The following is a 13,848-nucleotide window of genomic DNA, read 5'->3' as shown; positions in this document are numbered from 1 at the left end:
GGCTAAGGGGGAGTGTGCAAAAGACATGGTAGTTCCTGCTGTTGTTTCATATGCTTATCGCCGGGGCAGGAACTCTGCCGTGGGGAATACCGACAACATCATGGAAAGGTGCGAATTGATTGATTTTGACCGCTATGTTGAGCAAGCGAAGTCTTACGGTGAGTGGCCGGGGGCACAGGTGGCCACGTCGTCCGGCAGCGTTGAGGGATTGAGCTACCGCCTGTATCGGCAAACTGCCGAGAGCGAAGACGTGATCGTGGTTTATCACGGCGGCGGGGTTAACAGCGCCGCCGGGTATGACATTCTTGCGCGCCAGCTGGCTGCCGAGCCAACGCTCGCGGTGTGCCTGGTCGATATTCGCGGGCATGGCGATTCCACGGGAGAGCGGGGGACGGTTGAGCGGCCTGAGCGTATTTGGCGCGATGTCGATGTCATCCTGGCGGAAATGCGCCTGCGTTTTCCGTTAGCGCGCAGGCACCTGCTTGGCCATTCCAGCGGCGCCGGGATGTTGCTCAACTACCTGACCCGCTATCCTTGTGAACAGCAGGCGGACAGCCTGATCCTGCTGGCACCCGAGCTGGGGCCATTTTCCGGGATGGCCCGTGATCTGCCGGCTGCGGCCCGCTTTGCCCAGGTGCGCCAATGGCCTTTTGTGGCCAATGCGCTCAGCGGTGGGCGATGGTTTGGGCAATCTCGGGCGGTCAGCCTGAATTTTCCCCCGGCCGTACTGGCCGCCTCCCCCGATTTTGTCTGCCAATACAGCGTTAATATGGCTAACGCCTTGACGCCACGCACCCCGGCAAAGCAACTGGCGGCGCTGCGATTGCCGACTTTGCTGCTGGCGGCGGCGCAGGATGAGTTGTTCAGCGCACAATCCTTGCAGCGTTTCGTTGAACAGCATGGCAGCGTGCATGTTGCCTTTGGTTTGCTTGCGAGCAGCACGCATTTATCGTGCGTCTTTGAGGCCCACGGCCCGGTCCTTCAACATATCTCACGCGCGTTCGCTCTCGGAGCTGATGAGGGACTGTCAGGCGAGAGGTTTTAACTTCCACCCGGCGTTTTCCGCGATCCTCCCATATCCTTTCATGACGCTTTACCGCTATGCTAAATATAGAATGGCCCGTGAATATGAAAAGGATGAATCATTTTGGCAGGAAGTAGCTTACTTACCCTCATCGACGACATCGCCTCGTTGTTGGACGACGTCTCGTTAATGAGCAAAATGGCGGCAAAAAAAACCGCCGGGGTGCTGGGGGACGATCTGGCGCTCAATGCGCAGCAGGTCACCGGCGTTAAAGCCGATCGCGAACTGCCGGTGGTGTGGAGCGTCGCCAAAGGTTCGTTGATCAACAAGGCGATCCTGGTGCCGCTGGCGCTGCTGATCAGCGCTTTTGCACCCTGGGCGATTACGCCGCTGCTGATGGTGGGCGGCGCCTACCTGTGCTACGAAGGGTTCGAAAAGGTGTTTCACAGCCTGAGCCACGGCAAGGCGGCGCAGGAGGAAAAATCGGACGGGCCCGGCGCCAATGAGGACGCTGCGGCCTATGAGAAGCGCAAGGTGAAAGGCGCAATACGCACCGATTTCGTGCTCTCCGCCGAGATTATCGCCATCACGCTGGGCACCGTTGCCGGCGCCACCTTCAGCCAGCAGGTGATCGTTTTGTGCGGCATCGCCGTCGTGATGACGCTCGGCGTGTATGGCATCGTCGCCGGCATCGTCAGGCTGGACGATCTGGGGCTGTATCTGAGCCGCAAAAGCAGCGCGTTAGCGCGCTCCCTCGGCGGCGGCATCGTGCGTGCCGCGCCTTATTTGATGAAAACGCTGTCGATCGTCGGCACGGTCGCCATGTTTATGGTCGGCGGTGGCATCCTGACCCACGGTCTGCCGCCGGTGCATCACCTTTTCGAAGACTGGGCCTCGTACACCACGGTGGTGCCGACGTTTGGCCATATCTTGCAGGGGGTGGTTCCGGCTCTGCTGAACGTGGTGTTCGGCGCGATTGCCGGCGGCGTGGTGCTGGCGGTGGTGTCGGCGCTGGGCGCGGTGCGCGCGCGTTTCAAGGCATGATGAAAAGTCTCGCCCCGCAAGGGGCGGGACGGAGCTGACGCTTTAAAAAATCAGTTTGAGAACGCCGGTAATCGTCAACAAACCCACGATGAAGATGATGGCGACAATCCACAGAATAATTTTCATTTACTTCTCCCTTACCGGTTAAATGTGGCGCACGATTGGCGCTAACTTAATGAAATCACTCTTCACTATAGACGCTAACTTCCTATCGTGCGTCGCCATGTATTCAAGGATGCTGACTGTCGCCCGCGCCCAGCGCGCGCTGCATGAGGTGGGTGTCGCGCCATTCCCCCAGTTTGAACCCCACGGCCTTTAACGTCCCGACGCTGGTAAAGCCGAGCGACTGGTGCAGCGCCAGCGAACCGCGGTTGGCGGCGGAATCGCCGACGATCGCCAGCATCTGGCGCCAGGGGCCTTGCTCGCAGCGGGCGATAAGCTTGCTCAGCAGCGCCTTGCCGACGCCTTTACCCTGTTGCCCCTCGGCGATATACACCGAGTCTTCCACGGTAAAACGATAGGCCGGCCGGGGCCGATACGGCGTGGCGTAGCAGTAGCCCACAATATGGCCTTCGCTTTTCGCCACCAGCCAAGGCAGCCCGGCTTCTTGCACCTTGCTCAGCCGCAGCTGCATTTCCGCCAGGGGCGGCGGCTGTTCTTCAAACGAGGCGGCACCGTACAGCACGTGGTGAGTGTAAATTTGCAGCACGGCGGCCATATCGTCCGGCGTGGCATCGAGGAGGCTGAGTACGGGAGCGGAGAGCGTCATGGTAATGCCTGTTTACCTTGGAAATCAGCGGATAAACGCCATTATGCGCGCCGCTCGCCGCCGGGGTAAATCGGGTTTTCTTATGGTGAGATAAGAAAACCCGATGATTAGCTGACAAGGGGTTCTTTGGGGAGAGCCCCTGCGGCGCTGTGCCAGGTATTACCAGCCTTTCACCGCGCCGCCGTTGAAGATTTTCTCGGCGGCCTTGGCCACTTCGTCAGACTCATAGGCCTTGATGAAGTTCTGCACGTTCGGCGCGTCCTTGTTGTCTTCGCGGGTGACGATGATGTTGGTGTACGGCGAGTCTTTATCCTCGATGAAGATGCCGTCTTTGGTCGGCGACAGGCCGGTCTGGTTGATGTAGGTGGTGCTGATGACGGCGACGGTGACCTTTGGATCGTCCAGCACGTGCGGCAGCTGCGCGCCTTCCAGCTCCATGATTTGGTAACGGTGCGGGTTGGCGCTGATGTCCAGGGCGGTGGGCAACAACCCCTTGCCTTGTTTCAGCGTAATCAATCCGGTTTTTTCCAGCAGCAGCAGGGCGCGCCCCAGGTTGGTCGGATCGAGCGGGATGGCGATCACCGCGCCGTCCGGCAGCTCTTTGAGCGATTTTATCTTTTTGGAGTAGCCGGCCATCGGGAAGACAAAGGTATTCCCGACCGCCACCAGCTTATAGCCGTGATCTTTATTTTGCTGTTCGAGGAACGGGCGGTGCTGGAACACGTTGGCGTCCAGTTCGCCCTTGTCGGTGGCGTCGTTCGGCAGCAGCGAACCGCTGAAGCCGACCAGCTCGACGTCCAGCCCGTATTTCTCTTTCGCCACTTGCCTGGCGACTTCCGCCACGTCCTGTTCCGCGCCGTTGATGACGCCGACCTTGATATGGTTCCGATCGGTTTTTTGATCGCAGCCCTGAAGTGCCAAAACGGCGGCAAAGGCCGCCGCCAGAGGGGTGATACGCCAGCGTAAGGTCATCGAAGTCTCCCTGAAAAGAACAATAAAATCAGTTGGTTTTTGTTCTTACAGCTAAGCTTGAACCGCCGATGAAGTCAAACGCTCGCTCAGCATAAACGGCTATAGCTTATAGCCGTTATGCGGCGGGGGATTATCGGCTGAGCGAACGCAGCACCACGATGCCCGGCGTGGCCATCACGTAATCCATAAAGGGCGAATCGACCACCCGCATGTTGGCCTTGCGCGATGAGGCGTTGCGCAGCACCGGGCCGTTGTCGGTCATCACGAAGATGCCGGTGTGGGTCACGTCCAGCCCGTCCAGGTTGGTGTAAATGCCGATGTAATCGCCGGTGCGCAGCTGGGCCAGCACCTTGTCGTCGATGCGGTCGCTGGGGATATAGGTCACGCTGCGTTGTACGTCGGGCAAGCCGGGCAGGTAGCTGCCGCCATCCGCTTTGCGGTTGAGGGTTTTCACGAGGGTGACGGCGTGCGGGCTGAGCCGCGCGGTGATGTCTTCAGCCACTTTTTTCGGCCGCTGCGCCCAATCGGTGAAGAAGTGTTTGCGCTGCGGAAAGGCGATTTTGCCGTCGACGTAGCGAATGTCTACCAGGCGCTGTACGAACTCGCCCTCGCTGCGGGCGGTGCTGAGCGCTTCCACATAATCGATGTAGGTGAAGCAATCCAGCCCGCGGAAGTCGATCACCAGCTGCTCGGGCGTGCTCTGCGAACCGATCAGGCGGTTGGCGAGATAGGGCGTGCCGAGAAACTCGCGTGAAATCAAATCGACGGTGCGGCCATGCGGCTGCGCGGCGGGCCAACCGGCGCGCAGCGCGAGGATCTCATGCAGCTTGCTGCGGGTGCTGGCGTCCATCTGCGGTTGCACAGCCGGCGGCGAAACGGTGACGTCGGTCGGCGGCGTTGCGGGGGAGACGGCGGTGGGGCGCTCGGCACATCCGCTCATGGCGATAGCTAACATCAGTAAAACAACCTTGTTCTGGTTCATACGGCCCTCCCTGGGTGTCGCTGGCTTATCAGAGTCAGTGATAACAGTTCTCATCCGATGGTAGGGGTTAAAAAGTAAACATAGCCTCAATGGCGGCCGATAAATCAGTAACCGATTTCGCTATTGAACGGCAAATACCAGAACAGCGCGATTTCGTGATCGGCGATCTCCGGCTCGGCGCGGTACAGCAAACGGTCGATGCCGCCGAGAATAAACCCGTAATGCTGGTAGCAGCGACAGGCGGCCAGATTGTTGTTCTGCGTTTCGAGCATCATACCTGAGGTTTCCTGCTGCCGCGCCCACTGTTTGGCGCAGTCCAGCAGCGCCCCGGCGATGCCCTGACGGCGCGCGTGAGCGCTGACCGCGATCTCGTCGATCAGGGTGTAACCGTTCCAGTTTTTGCTCAGCGTGATGTGGCCAACGGCTTGGTCCTGGCGATATGCCAGGAAAGTCGCGCTGTCTTCGTTGGCGAACGGCGCCAAGGGATACTGTTTGCGAAACGGCGCCACCGGGCGGGTTGGCCAGCTGTCGACCGGGGTGTCGAACTGCGGCAGGGCGTAACAGCGGATGGTAAAGCCGAAATCGCCGCGCGTCAGGTAATCATCGGGCAGCGCCTCAATGGCCGCGATGCGGATGACCGGGGTCATTACGGCAGCTCCCGCAGCAGGCGCGCCGGGTTGCCGGCATAAATCCCCTTGCGGGTGATGTTGCGGGTCACGACCGCCCCGGCGCCGATCACCGCGTCGCTGCAGATCTCCACCGCCAGGATGGTGGCGCCGGAGCCGATGGACACCCGATCGCCGACGCGCGTGCGCCCCCAGCTGGCTGGATCTGCATTGGGCGCGCCGTCTTTGAACAGATCGTTGGCGAAGGTGACGCCGTGGCCGACAAAGCACGCTTCGCCGAGGGTAACGTATTCGCAGATAAAGCTGTGCGACTGAATTTTACTGCGTGCGCCGATGCTGACGTGGCGCTGGATCTCCACGAACGGGCCGACGAAGACATCGTCGCCGAGCCGGCAGCCGTACAGATTGCAGGGCTCGACAACGGTGACGTTGCGCCCGGCGTCGACGTCGACGATCCCCGCCTGGCGGGTGGTGATAACGGATGACATGACCTTCCTCGCAGCCTGGTTTTTATGGTGGGAGTATAAGACAAAGCGCCGCAGCGTTGCGCTTTCCGCACGTTTTTTCGCCGAAAGACTATAATGAGTACAGGGGAGAGAGCCCCGTGGCCGCAATCCTCGCACGGGTAGCAGTCCGTCGGAGGTGTGAAATTCGTTCGCCGATCGCGGCCTACGGCGAGATAGGAGGTGTCTCATGGTCAGTCATGTTTGGGGACTTCTGGCGCATCCCAGCGCCGAGTTCGAACAGATCAAAAACGAGAATGAAAGCGTCTCGCACCTATACACCCATCACGTGTTGCTCTTGGCAGCAATCCCGGTGGTCTGCGCTTTTATCGGCACCACCCAGCTGGGCTGGCTCTCCGGCGAGGGACATGCCATCAGGCTCGACATGTTTACCGCGCTTTATACCGCCGTGGCGTTTTACCTGCTGATGCTGGCGGGCGTAGCGGCCATGGGGAAAGTCATTCACTGGATGGCGCGGCGCTATGAATCGCGCCCCAGCCTGCACCGCTGCATGGTGTTCGCCGGCTACGTGGCGACCCCGATGTTCCTCAGCGGGATTGTGGCGCTCTATCCGGTCGTCTGGCTGTGTCTGTTTGTCGGCATTATCGGCCTGTGCTATTCGGGCTATCTGCTGAATCTGGGGATCCCGCACTTCCTGAATATCGACAGTAAGGAAGGGTTCATCTTCTCCAGCTCGACCTTCGCCATCGGCATTCTGTTGCTCGAGCTGCTGCTTGGGGTGACGGTCCTGCTGTGGGGGTACGGTTCCTGGTTATTCTGAGTTAACGGTTGTTGTTGTCGCCCCCGCGCCGGTGGAACGGCGCGGGGGCTTTTGCTTTTATGCGCGGCGGAAAACCAGCATCACGCCGAGCACGATGCCCGCCATGCCCAGCAGGCTCAGCGCCGCCAGCGCGTGGCCGAGCAGCAGGTAGTCCAGCAGGGCAGTGACCGCCGGGATCAGATAGAACAGGCTGGTGACCTGCACCAGGTTGCCGCGCTGGATCAGGCGATACAGCAAGAAGGTCGCCAGCACCGAGATCACCACCGCCATCCACAGCAGCGGCAGCACGAACTCTGGCCGCCACTCGACCCGCAGCGGCTCAAACGGCAGCGCCAGCGTACACATCAGCAACCCGACGGCATACTGCAGCGGCAAGACCGCCAGCGGCGGCTGCGTCATGCCTTTTTGCAGCAGGGTGCCGGCGGTCATGCAGCCCAGCGCGATAAAGGCGAACAGCATGCCGCTCAGCGAGAAGTGGGCCACCATCAGGCTTTGGTACACCACCAGCGTCAGCCCGGCCATCGCCAGCGCCAGGCCGAGCGCCCGCAGCCCGGTGCAGCGCCGTTCGGTGATGAACTGGGTGAGGATCGGCTGTACGCCAAGCAACGTGGCCAGCACGCCGGGCGTAATACCCTGTTCCAACGCCAGCAGATAGCAGATTTGATAGCTGCCGATCATCAGCACGCCAATCAGCGCGACGCGCCGGCGGGTGCCGGGGGCGGGCAGGCACTGGCGCTGCCACAGGCCGATGGCCAACAGCACCGCCAGCGCGATGGCGCAGCGGAAGAACAGAAAAGCGAAGGCGGAGGCGTGCTCCAGCCCCCAACGGGAGAAAATCGCGCCGCTGCTCCAAAGCAGGACGAACAGCGTAGCCAGGCCGGCATTGGCCCAGAGAGAAGGTAATCGCATGTCAATTTCACCTGTCGTGAAAATTACAGGCTCCGGCGCGCGCGGCGGTCTACGCCTGAACGCAACAGATCAATAAGCCGGAGGTAAAAAGTCGGTTTGGCTTAGCGCACGACCACAATGCGTGGCGGGTAAGCGGCAACCGCTGAAACGACAGAGGAAACGGCGGGTGGGGCGGAAGAAGCACACAGCAAAACGGCGGCCGGAACGGTCGCGTTTGTCGGATCTGTGCTGTGCGCCAGGTAGGTCATGTGAGTTCCTGAAAACCGGGAATGAAACTAATCGTTCAAACATAACTAAGTTCAGCGGGGCGTGCAATCGGAAATCGTAGTGGCTTAAATGATAATGAAAATCATTATCATTTATTGAGAGGTATGCTATGTTGCTTTGGCCGCGCAGTGTTGACGCAGAGGGCGCGGCTTGCCCTTGCCTCGGTTCACGCAATGCGTGCGACAAAAGACGTTGCGATTCGCTTTTGCAGAAGGCGCGTAATCGTGGTAAAAATATTGATATGTTATAATGTAACAATTTACGCATAATGAATTCAGTTCACGACATCCTCCATGTTGATGGAGTTAGCCTGACCGGCCACGGCGGGGCATTGATACTCGACAACATCCATTTCGCGCTGCGCGCCGGTGAGAAGCTGGCGGTGATCGGCCCTAACGGCAGCGGCAAGTCCAGCCTGTTGCGTGCCCTGATCGGCGAAACGCGGCCGGACAGCGGCGGCATTTACTGGCGAGGGCGCGCCTTGTCCGCGTGGCCGGCGGCGGAGCGCGCCAGAAGCATCGCCTTTCTGGCGCAAAACGACTCGCCGGATTTGCGGCTGTCGGTTGAGGACTACGTTGCGTTGGGTCGTTTGCCGCATGGTGCATGTTCTGCGACGGGAAAGCGCATCGTTGACGAAGCCATCGGGGAAACCGGGCTGGCGCCGCTCAGGCGCCATCCGTTGGGGCGGCTCTCGGGCGGCCAGCGCCAGCGTGCCGCGCTGGCTCGGGCGTTGGCGCAGTCTCCCGATCTGTTGTTGCTGGATGAACCGACCAATCACCTCGATCCGCCCGGGCGCTCGGCGCTGCTGTCGTTAGTGAAAAATAAAGACATCGCCGTGATTGCGGTCTTGCACGATCTGCCCGTGGCAGAGGCGTTTGCCGATCGGATCCTGGTGCTCAACGAAAGCCGTCAGGTGGCCTGTGGTACGCCCGAGGCGGTGTTGCAGACCCCGGTGATTCTGCCGGTGTTCGGCATGAACAGTTTCAAGGTGGCGCATCCCGTCAGCGGGAAAACGCTGCGCATTTTTGACGTTCCCCATTGCGCTTGATAAACCAGAGATAAACATGAACACACGCGTATTCATCCTGCTTCTGCTGCTGGCCGCCAGGTCGGCGGCGGCTGAACATTTTCCCGTCACCGTAGAAAGCTGCGGTGTGCCGGTCACCTTCAACCAGGCGCCGCAGCGCGCCGTCATCAACGACATCAACATGGCCGAGATGGCCTTTGCACTGCATCTGCAGGATCGCATTGTCGGGCTGACCGGTATCACCGGCTGGTACAAACTGACGCCCGACTTCAAGGCGGCGATGGGCGCCATTCCCGAACTGGCGCCGAAATATCCCGCTTTGGAAACGTTGCTGGCGGCGCAGCCGGATTTCTTCTTCGCCGGCTGGAATTACGGCATGAAGATCGGCGGCGACGTCACGCCGGAGAAGCTCGCCCCGTTCGGCATCAAAACGCTGGTGCTGAGCGAGAGCTGCGTACAGGCCGGCGGGCGGCCGCAGAAGGCCGATATGAACCTGCTGTATGACGATGAGCTAAAACTCGGCAAGATTTTCGGCAAGCAGCAAGAGGCCGCCGCGCTGGTTGAGGGTTGGCAGCGCCGGTTGGCTACGCTTCCCGCCAGGCCAGCGGGCCAGGCGCCGCTCAAGGTGTTCGTCTATGACTCGGGGGAGGAGAAGCCTTTCACCAGCGGCAAATACGCTATGCCGACGGCGATCATCGAAGCGGCGGGCGGCCGCAACGTGATGGACGGTTTGCCGGCGAGCTGGACGACGGCGTCCTGGGAGGCGGTAGCGGCGGCAGAGCCCGATTTCATTATTCTGCTGGATTACCAGACCGGTTCGGGCGCCGATGCGCTGCGGCGCTTCCTCGAGTCTCACCCGTTGATGAAATTGACGCCTGCCGTACGGCACCACCGCTATCTGAAACTGCAGTATGCGGAGCTGACGCCGGGGCCGGCCAACATCGGCGCAGTGGAAAAGCTGGCGCGGGCGCTGTACGCGCCGGAGGCTGAATGAACTCGCCGACCCGGCGGTTTATGCTGCTCGCGCCGTTGGCGCTGTCGGTATTGTGCGGGTTAATGATCTGGAGCCTGCAGCTGGGCAGCGTCGCGCTGTCATGGCGGCAGGCGTTTGCGGCGTTAGGGCTCGGTTCGGCGCCGCTTTCCGGCATGCTGGACACCATCGTCGTGCAGCTGCGGGTGCCCAGGGCTTTGTTGGCGGCGTTAACCGGCGCCGGACTGGCGATGACCGGCGCGCTGCTGCAGACCACCACCCGCAATGAGCTGGCCGATCCTTTTTTGTTTGGGCTCTCCTCCGGCGCCTCCGCCGGCGCGGTGCTGGTCATCACGCGCTTCGGCGATGCGCTGGGCGTACTGACGTTGCCGCTGTCCGCTTTCGTCGGCGGCGTTTTGTCCGCATTGGCGGTGATGATCCTGTTTCGCGTCAGCCGGGTCAGGCGCGCCGAGCAGCTGATCGTCTGCGGCCTGGCGGTCTCATTTTTGTTTAGCGCGCTCACCAGCTACCTGGTTTTTTCCGGCGATCAGCGGGCGGCCGGTTCGGTGTTGTTCTGGTCGCTCGGTGGGCTGGGGCTGGCGCGTTGGGATAATCTGTTCATTCCGCTGGTGAGTTTCGTGCTGCTGGCCGGGTTTACGGCGCTGCGTTGGCGGGCGCTGGACGCGCTGCTGGCGGGCGAGCAAACCGCCCATTCGATGGGGGTCAACGTGGCGCGGCTGCGCACCGAGACCTTTCTGTGCTGCGCACTGTCCACGGCGTTTCTCGTTTCGCTGACGGGCGTGATCGGCTTTGTCGGGCTGATGGTGCCTTATCTGGCCCGGCGCCTGGTGGGCGTGCGCCACCGATTGTCCGTGCCGATGTGCGGCATGCTGGGGGCGATGTTGCTGACCGGCGGTGACATGCTCAGCCGCAGCCTGATCCCCAATCAGGAACTGCCCATCGGCATCATTACGGCGGGGCTGGGGGGCGCGTTCATTGTGTCCTTGCTGCTGCGCGCGGAGCGGTGAACGCCCCCCGCGAAGATAAAGTCGTCTATCAAAAGCCCGCGCCGGGTGCGGCGGCGGGCCAATCGGGCGGTCTTAGCGGGGGCCTTCGGCCCAGCCTTTGCGTTTGCTGGTTTTGCCGATGCCGGGGTTGAAGCTGTTGGTCGGATCGGCGGCGCGGTAGAACGCCTGCAGATCCGGTTTGGCGTGATACAGGTGGCCGACGTTATGCTCCGCCGGGTACTCGGCGCCGCGCCGGTTGAGGATCTCGAGCATCTTTTCTTTCAGCGCGTGGCTGTCGACGCCTTTTTTCACCACGTAGTCCTGATGGAAGACGTGGCACATAAAGTGGCCGTAATACAGCTTATGCACCAGCTGGCTGTCGATTTCCGGCGGCAGCGTTTCAAACCAGTCGGTGTCGTTGCGGCGCAGGGCGATATCCAGCGCCAGAATATCTTCCACCTTGTCGGCGTGCACCGCATGGTAGCGCACGGCGGCGCCGGCGGCGGCGAAGCGGTGCAGGAAGGCCTTTTTGCCTTCGTCAGGCGTGCAGGCGAAGAAAGCGCCTTCGGCCTGGGCGAAGTACTCGGTCAGGTAGCGCTGCGCTTCGTCTACGCCGGGGCCGGCCATCTTCAGCAGCAGGTGATGTTCGAAACGTTCGCGGTATTCCTTCATGCGCTTCGGCAGGTGGCTCGGCGCCAGATGGCTCAGGCCCTGCATCAGCCGGTCGGTCAGGTTGTGCGGCAGCAGCGGCAGCTTGTTGAGGCTGGCGTCCATACGGCCTTTCAGGGTGAAGAAGCGCGGCATCTGATCGGTGCCGAGCTTGTCGATCATCATGAAGGTGTCTTTGCCGTACACCTCGGCGATGTCGAAGATATCGCGGTGCATGTACTCACCGGCCACCGGCAGGTTGTCGAACTGGCTCAGCATGTGGCGGCGCAGCTCGGTCAGCACCGCGGTGTCGTTGGTGCCGATATAGAACACCTGCTCTTTGCCTTCTTTTTCGAAGGTGTCGAGCCGCACCGCGAACACCGCCAGCTTGCCGGCGCAGCCGGAGGCCTCGAACAGGCGGCGTTTGTCGGCGTTAAAGCGGGAAGGGGTGTCGGCATCGACGTCGCGCACCCGGCTGGCGTACTCGTTATCCGAGGCGCGCAGCTCGCCGTATTCGACGTCGGTCGGGCGATAGTCGCCTTTTTCCAGCCGGGTGAGGATCTCTTCCGGCGTGTCGCCGAGGCGGATGCCCAAATGATTCACCAGGCGCAGTTGGCCGTCTTCCCCTAGCTGGGCGTACAGCGCCATTTCGGTATAGGCCGGGCCGCGTTTCACCAGCGAGCCGCCGGAGTTGTTGCACACGCCGCCGATCACCGAGGCGCCGATACAGGAGGAACCGATCACCGAATGCGGTTCGCGGCCGTAGGGTTTGAGCAATTTCTCGAGGTGGTGCAGGGTGCTGCCGGGGAAGCCGACCACCTGCTTGCCGTTGTCCAGCACCTGAATATGGTCGAGGCGCAGGGTGCTGACGATGACGATGTCGCGATCATAGTCGTTGCCGCTGGGGGTCGATCCTTCGGTCAGGCCGGTATTGGCGGCCTGCATGATGACGATTTTGTCGGCGGCCACGCAGGCCTGCAAAATGCGCCACAGCTGCAGCAGGCTGGTGGGAAACACCACCGCCAGCGCCTGGCCTTCGCCGGAGCGGAACCCCTTGCGATACCGCTCGGTGTTGCGATCGCCGGTCAACAACTGCGGGCCGCCGACGATGTCCTTGAGCTGATTGATAAACGCCTGATTGCCTGACTGCATGCTGTCTGTCTCCCTGTCATCCCCGTCGCTTTAACCGCGGCGCCGGAGTGCCGCATATAAGCTAAGAGGTTATCAATTAAATAACTTATTAAGCTATCAGCTTGCCAGGCTAATGGCCTGTGGGTTTAGTAACGCTCGGCGTAGCCGGCCCGGCGCTCTTCGTCGCGCAGCGTCAGGATCTCCACACCGTCGGCGGTGACCGCCACGGTGTGCTCCCACTGCGCCGACAGTTTTTTGTCGCGCGTCACCACCGTCCAGCCGTCTTTCTTCTGCTTGATGCGGCGGTCGCCCTGGTTGATCATCGGCTCGATGGTGAACACCATGCCTTCCTGCAGCACCATACCGCTGCCGGGTTGACCGTAGTGCAATACCGCCGGCTCTTCATGCATATCGCGGCCGATGCCGTGGCCGCAATACTCCCGCACGATGCTGTAGCCGGCCTGCTCGGCGTGCCGCTGGACGGCATGGCCGATATCCCCCAGGGTGGCGCCCGGTTTCACCGCGCGAATGCCCTGCCACATCGATTCATAGACGTTGTTCACCAGCCGTTTGGCCAGCGGCGTCACCTGGCCGATGCAGTACATCTTGCTGGAGTCGGCGATGTAGCCGCCGTTTTCCAGCGTGATGTCCACGTTGACGATCATGCCGGAACGCAGGATTTTGCTGGCCGACGGCACCCCGTGGCACACCACGTCGTCGATTGAGGTGTTGAGCACATAGGGGAAATCATACTGCCCCTTGCTGGCCGGGCGCGACTTCAGCTCCTCGACGATAAACGCCTCGGCGCGGTCGTTGATCTCCATGGTGGAGATGCCTTCGACGATGACCTCATCGAGCATAGCAAACACTTTCGCCAGCAGGGCGCCGGAATGGCGCATTTTGGCAATCTCTTCCGGCGTTTTAATCACAATCTGTTTCACCCGACAATCTCCTTCAGCGTCAGCGCGTTATCTTTCATCATTTTTTTTACCAGCTGCGGGTAGGTCAGTTCCGGATGGAACTCCGCCAGCATGCCGATCTTGATCCAGTACTCGGCCTGCGCGTTGATCGAACGCGTCATGGTCAGGCTGGCGAGGCGCAGATCGTCATGCAGCGCGTCTGAAATTTTTACGATGCCCATCGGCGTCTCCCTAAGTGAACGATATACGAAGTGTATACGTTTAGGAT

General features: G+C 61.1%; 15 protein-coding genes. 6 read left to right on the top strand and 9 right to left on the bottom strand.

Annotated elements, in window-relative coordinates; all coding sequences use genetic code 11:
- Positions 1–79: 79 nt before the first annotated feature.
- Positions 80–1,045 carry an alpha/beta fold hydrolase gene (locus ACF8MC_RS07195; protein WP_230122059.1) on the top strand — a complete coding sequence of 322 codons (966 nt, stop codon included), beginning with the start codon at positions 80–82 and terminating at the stop codon, positions 1,043–1,045.
- Between the two features lie 102 nt (positions 1,046–1,147).
- On the top strand, positions 1,148–2,068 hold the full coding sequence (locus ACF8MC_RS07190) for a DUF808 domain-containing protein (RefSeq protein ID WP_164104691.1): 921 nt from the start codon (positions 1,148–1,150) through the stop codon (positions 2,066–2,068).
- Between the two features lie 229 nt (positions 2,069–2,297).
- Here ACF8MC_RS07190 and ACF8MC_RS07185 read toward each other — a convergent pair whose 3' ends face one another.
- The 5 genes from ACF8MC_RS07185 to ACF8MC_RS07165 all read right to left on the bottom strand — a co-directional run bounded on the left by ACF8MC_RS07185 (position 2,298) and on the right by ACF8MC_RS07165 (position 5,905).
- Positions 2,298–2,837 carry a GNAT family N-acetyltransferase gene (locus ACF8MC_RS07185; protein ID WP_033653482.1) on the bottom strand — a complete coding sequence of 180 codons (540 nt, stop codon included), beginning with the start codon at positions 2,835–2,837 and terminating at the stop codon, positions 2,298–2,300.
- A gap of 159 nt (positions 2,838–2,996) precedes the next feature.
- Positions 2,997–3,809 (bottom strand): MetQ/NlpA family lipoprotein, encoded by an 813-nt coding sequence (locus ACF8MC_RS07180; RefSeq protein WP_033653481.1) that lies wholly within the window; start codon positions 3,807–3,809, stop codon positions 2,997–2,999.
- 130 nt (positions 3,810–3,939) lie between these two features.
- Positions 3,940–4,791, bottom strand: a complete 852-nt coding sequence (locus ACF8MC_RS07175) for a DUF1460 domain-containing protein (protein ID WP_049234982.1) — start codon at positions 4,789–4,791, stop codon at positions 3,940–3,942.
- Positions 4,792–4,895: 104 nt separating this feature from the next.
- Positions 4,896–5,438: a GNAT family N-acetyltransferase gene (locus ACF8MC_RS07170; RefSeq protein ID WP_033647063.1), complete on the bottom strand. Its 543-nt coding sequence runs from the start codon at positions 5,436–5,438 to the stop codon at positions 4,896–4,898.
- Complete coding sequence (locus ACF8MC_RS07165) at positions 5,438–5,905, bottom strand: acyltransferase (protein WP_033647061.1); 468 nt, start codon at positions 5,903–5,905, stop codon at positions 5,438–5,440. Before ACF8MC_RS07165 ends, ACF8MC_RS07170 begins: the two co-directional genes overlap by 1 nt.
- A 205-nt stretch (positions 5,906–6,110) precedes the next feature.
- Here ACF8MC_RS07165 and ACF8MC_RS07160 point away from each other — a divergent pair, with 205 nt between their 5' ends.
- Positions 6,111–6,701, top strand: coding sequence for a Yip1 family protein (locus ACF8MC_RS07160; RefSeq protein ID WP_033637547.1), 591 nt, complete (start codon positions 6,111–6,113; stop codon positions 6,699–6,701).
- 57 nt (positions 6,702–6,758) lie between these two features.
- Here ACF8MC_RS07160 and ACF8MC_RS07155 read toward each other — a convergent pair whose 3' ends face one another.
- Positions 6,759–7,610, bottom strand: coding sequence for a DMT family transporter (locus tag ACF8MC_RS07155; RefSeq protein ID WP_033653478.1), 852 nt, complete (start codon positions 7,608–7,610; stop codon positions 6,759–6,761).
- Positions 7,611–8,208: 598 nt separating this feature from the next.
- Between ACF8MC_RS07155 and ACF8MC_RS07150 the strand changes: the two genes are divergently transcribed.
- The 3 genes from ACF8MC_RS07150 to ACF8MC_RS07140 are packed head-to-tail and all read left to right on the top strand — an operon-like array spanning position 8,209 to position 10,902.
- Positions 8,209–8,925 carry an ABC transporter ATP-binding protein gene (locus ACF8MC_RS07150; RefSeq protein WP_033647057.1) on the top strand — a complete coding sequence of 239 codons (717 nt, stop codon included), beginning with the start codon at positions 8,209–8,211 and terminating at the stop codon, positions 8,923–8,925.
- Positions 8,926–8,941: 16 nt separating this feature from the next.
- The gene (locus ACF8MC_RS07145) at positions 8,942–9,898 is read left to right on the top strand and encodes an ABC transporter substrate-binding protein (RefSeq protein ID WP_164037423.1); all 957 of its coding nucleotides are present in this window, start codon (positions 8,942–8,944) and stop codon (positions 9,896–9,898) included.
- A complete protein-coding gene (locus ACF8MC_RS07140) occupies positions 9,895–10,902 on the top strand; it encodes an iron ABC transporter permease (protein ID WP_033647054.1) in 1,008 nt (335 codons plus the stop codon). Before ACF8MC_RS07145 ends, ACF8MC_RS07140 begins: the two co-directional genes overlap by 4 nt.
- A gap of 72 nt (positions 10,903–10,974) precedes the next feature.
- Here ACF8MC_RS07140 and dld read toward each other — a convergent pair whose 3' ends face one another.
- From dld to ACF8MC_RS07125, 3 genes are all read right to left on the bottom strand, one after another.
- On the bottom strand, positions 10,975–12,681 hold the full coding sequence (gene dld, locus ACF8MC_RS07135) for a D-lactate dehydrogenase (protein WP_164104692.1): 1,707 nt from the start codon (positions 12,679–12,681) through the stop codon (positions 10,975–10,977).
- A gap of 125 nt (positions 12,682–12,806) precedes the next feature.
- Complete coding sequence (gene map, locus ACF8MC_RS07130; protein ID WP_079656308.1) at positions 12,807–13,601, bottom strand: type I methionyl aminopeptidase; 795 nt, start codon at positions 13,599–13,601, stop codon at positions 12,807–12,809.
- Positions 13,598–13,801, bottom strand: a complete 204-nt coding sequence (locus ACF8MC_RS07125; RefSeq protein ID WP_006324220.1) for a ParD-like family protein — start codon at positions 13,799–13,801, stop codon at positions 13,598–13,600. Before ACF8MC_RS07125 ends, map begins: the two co-directional genes overlap by 4 nt.
- Positions 13,802–13,848 lie beyond the last annotated feature (47 nt).

This window comes from Serratia sp. LACPHL-BACT-2024-00286, from assembly GCF_043109535.1.
Taxonomy (GTDB): domain Bacteria; phylum Pseudomonadota; class Gammaproteobacteria; order Enterobacterales; family Enterobacteriaceae; genus Serratia; species Serratia sarumanii.
Note: the sequence above shows the minus strand (reverse complement) of the source record. Positions and strands in the feature narration are given on the sequence as shown.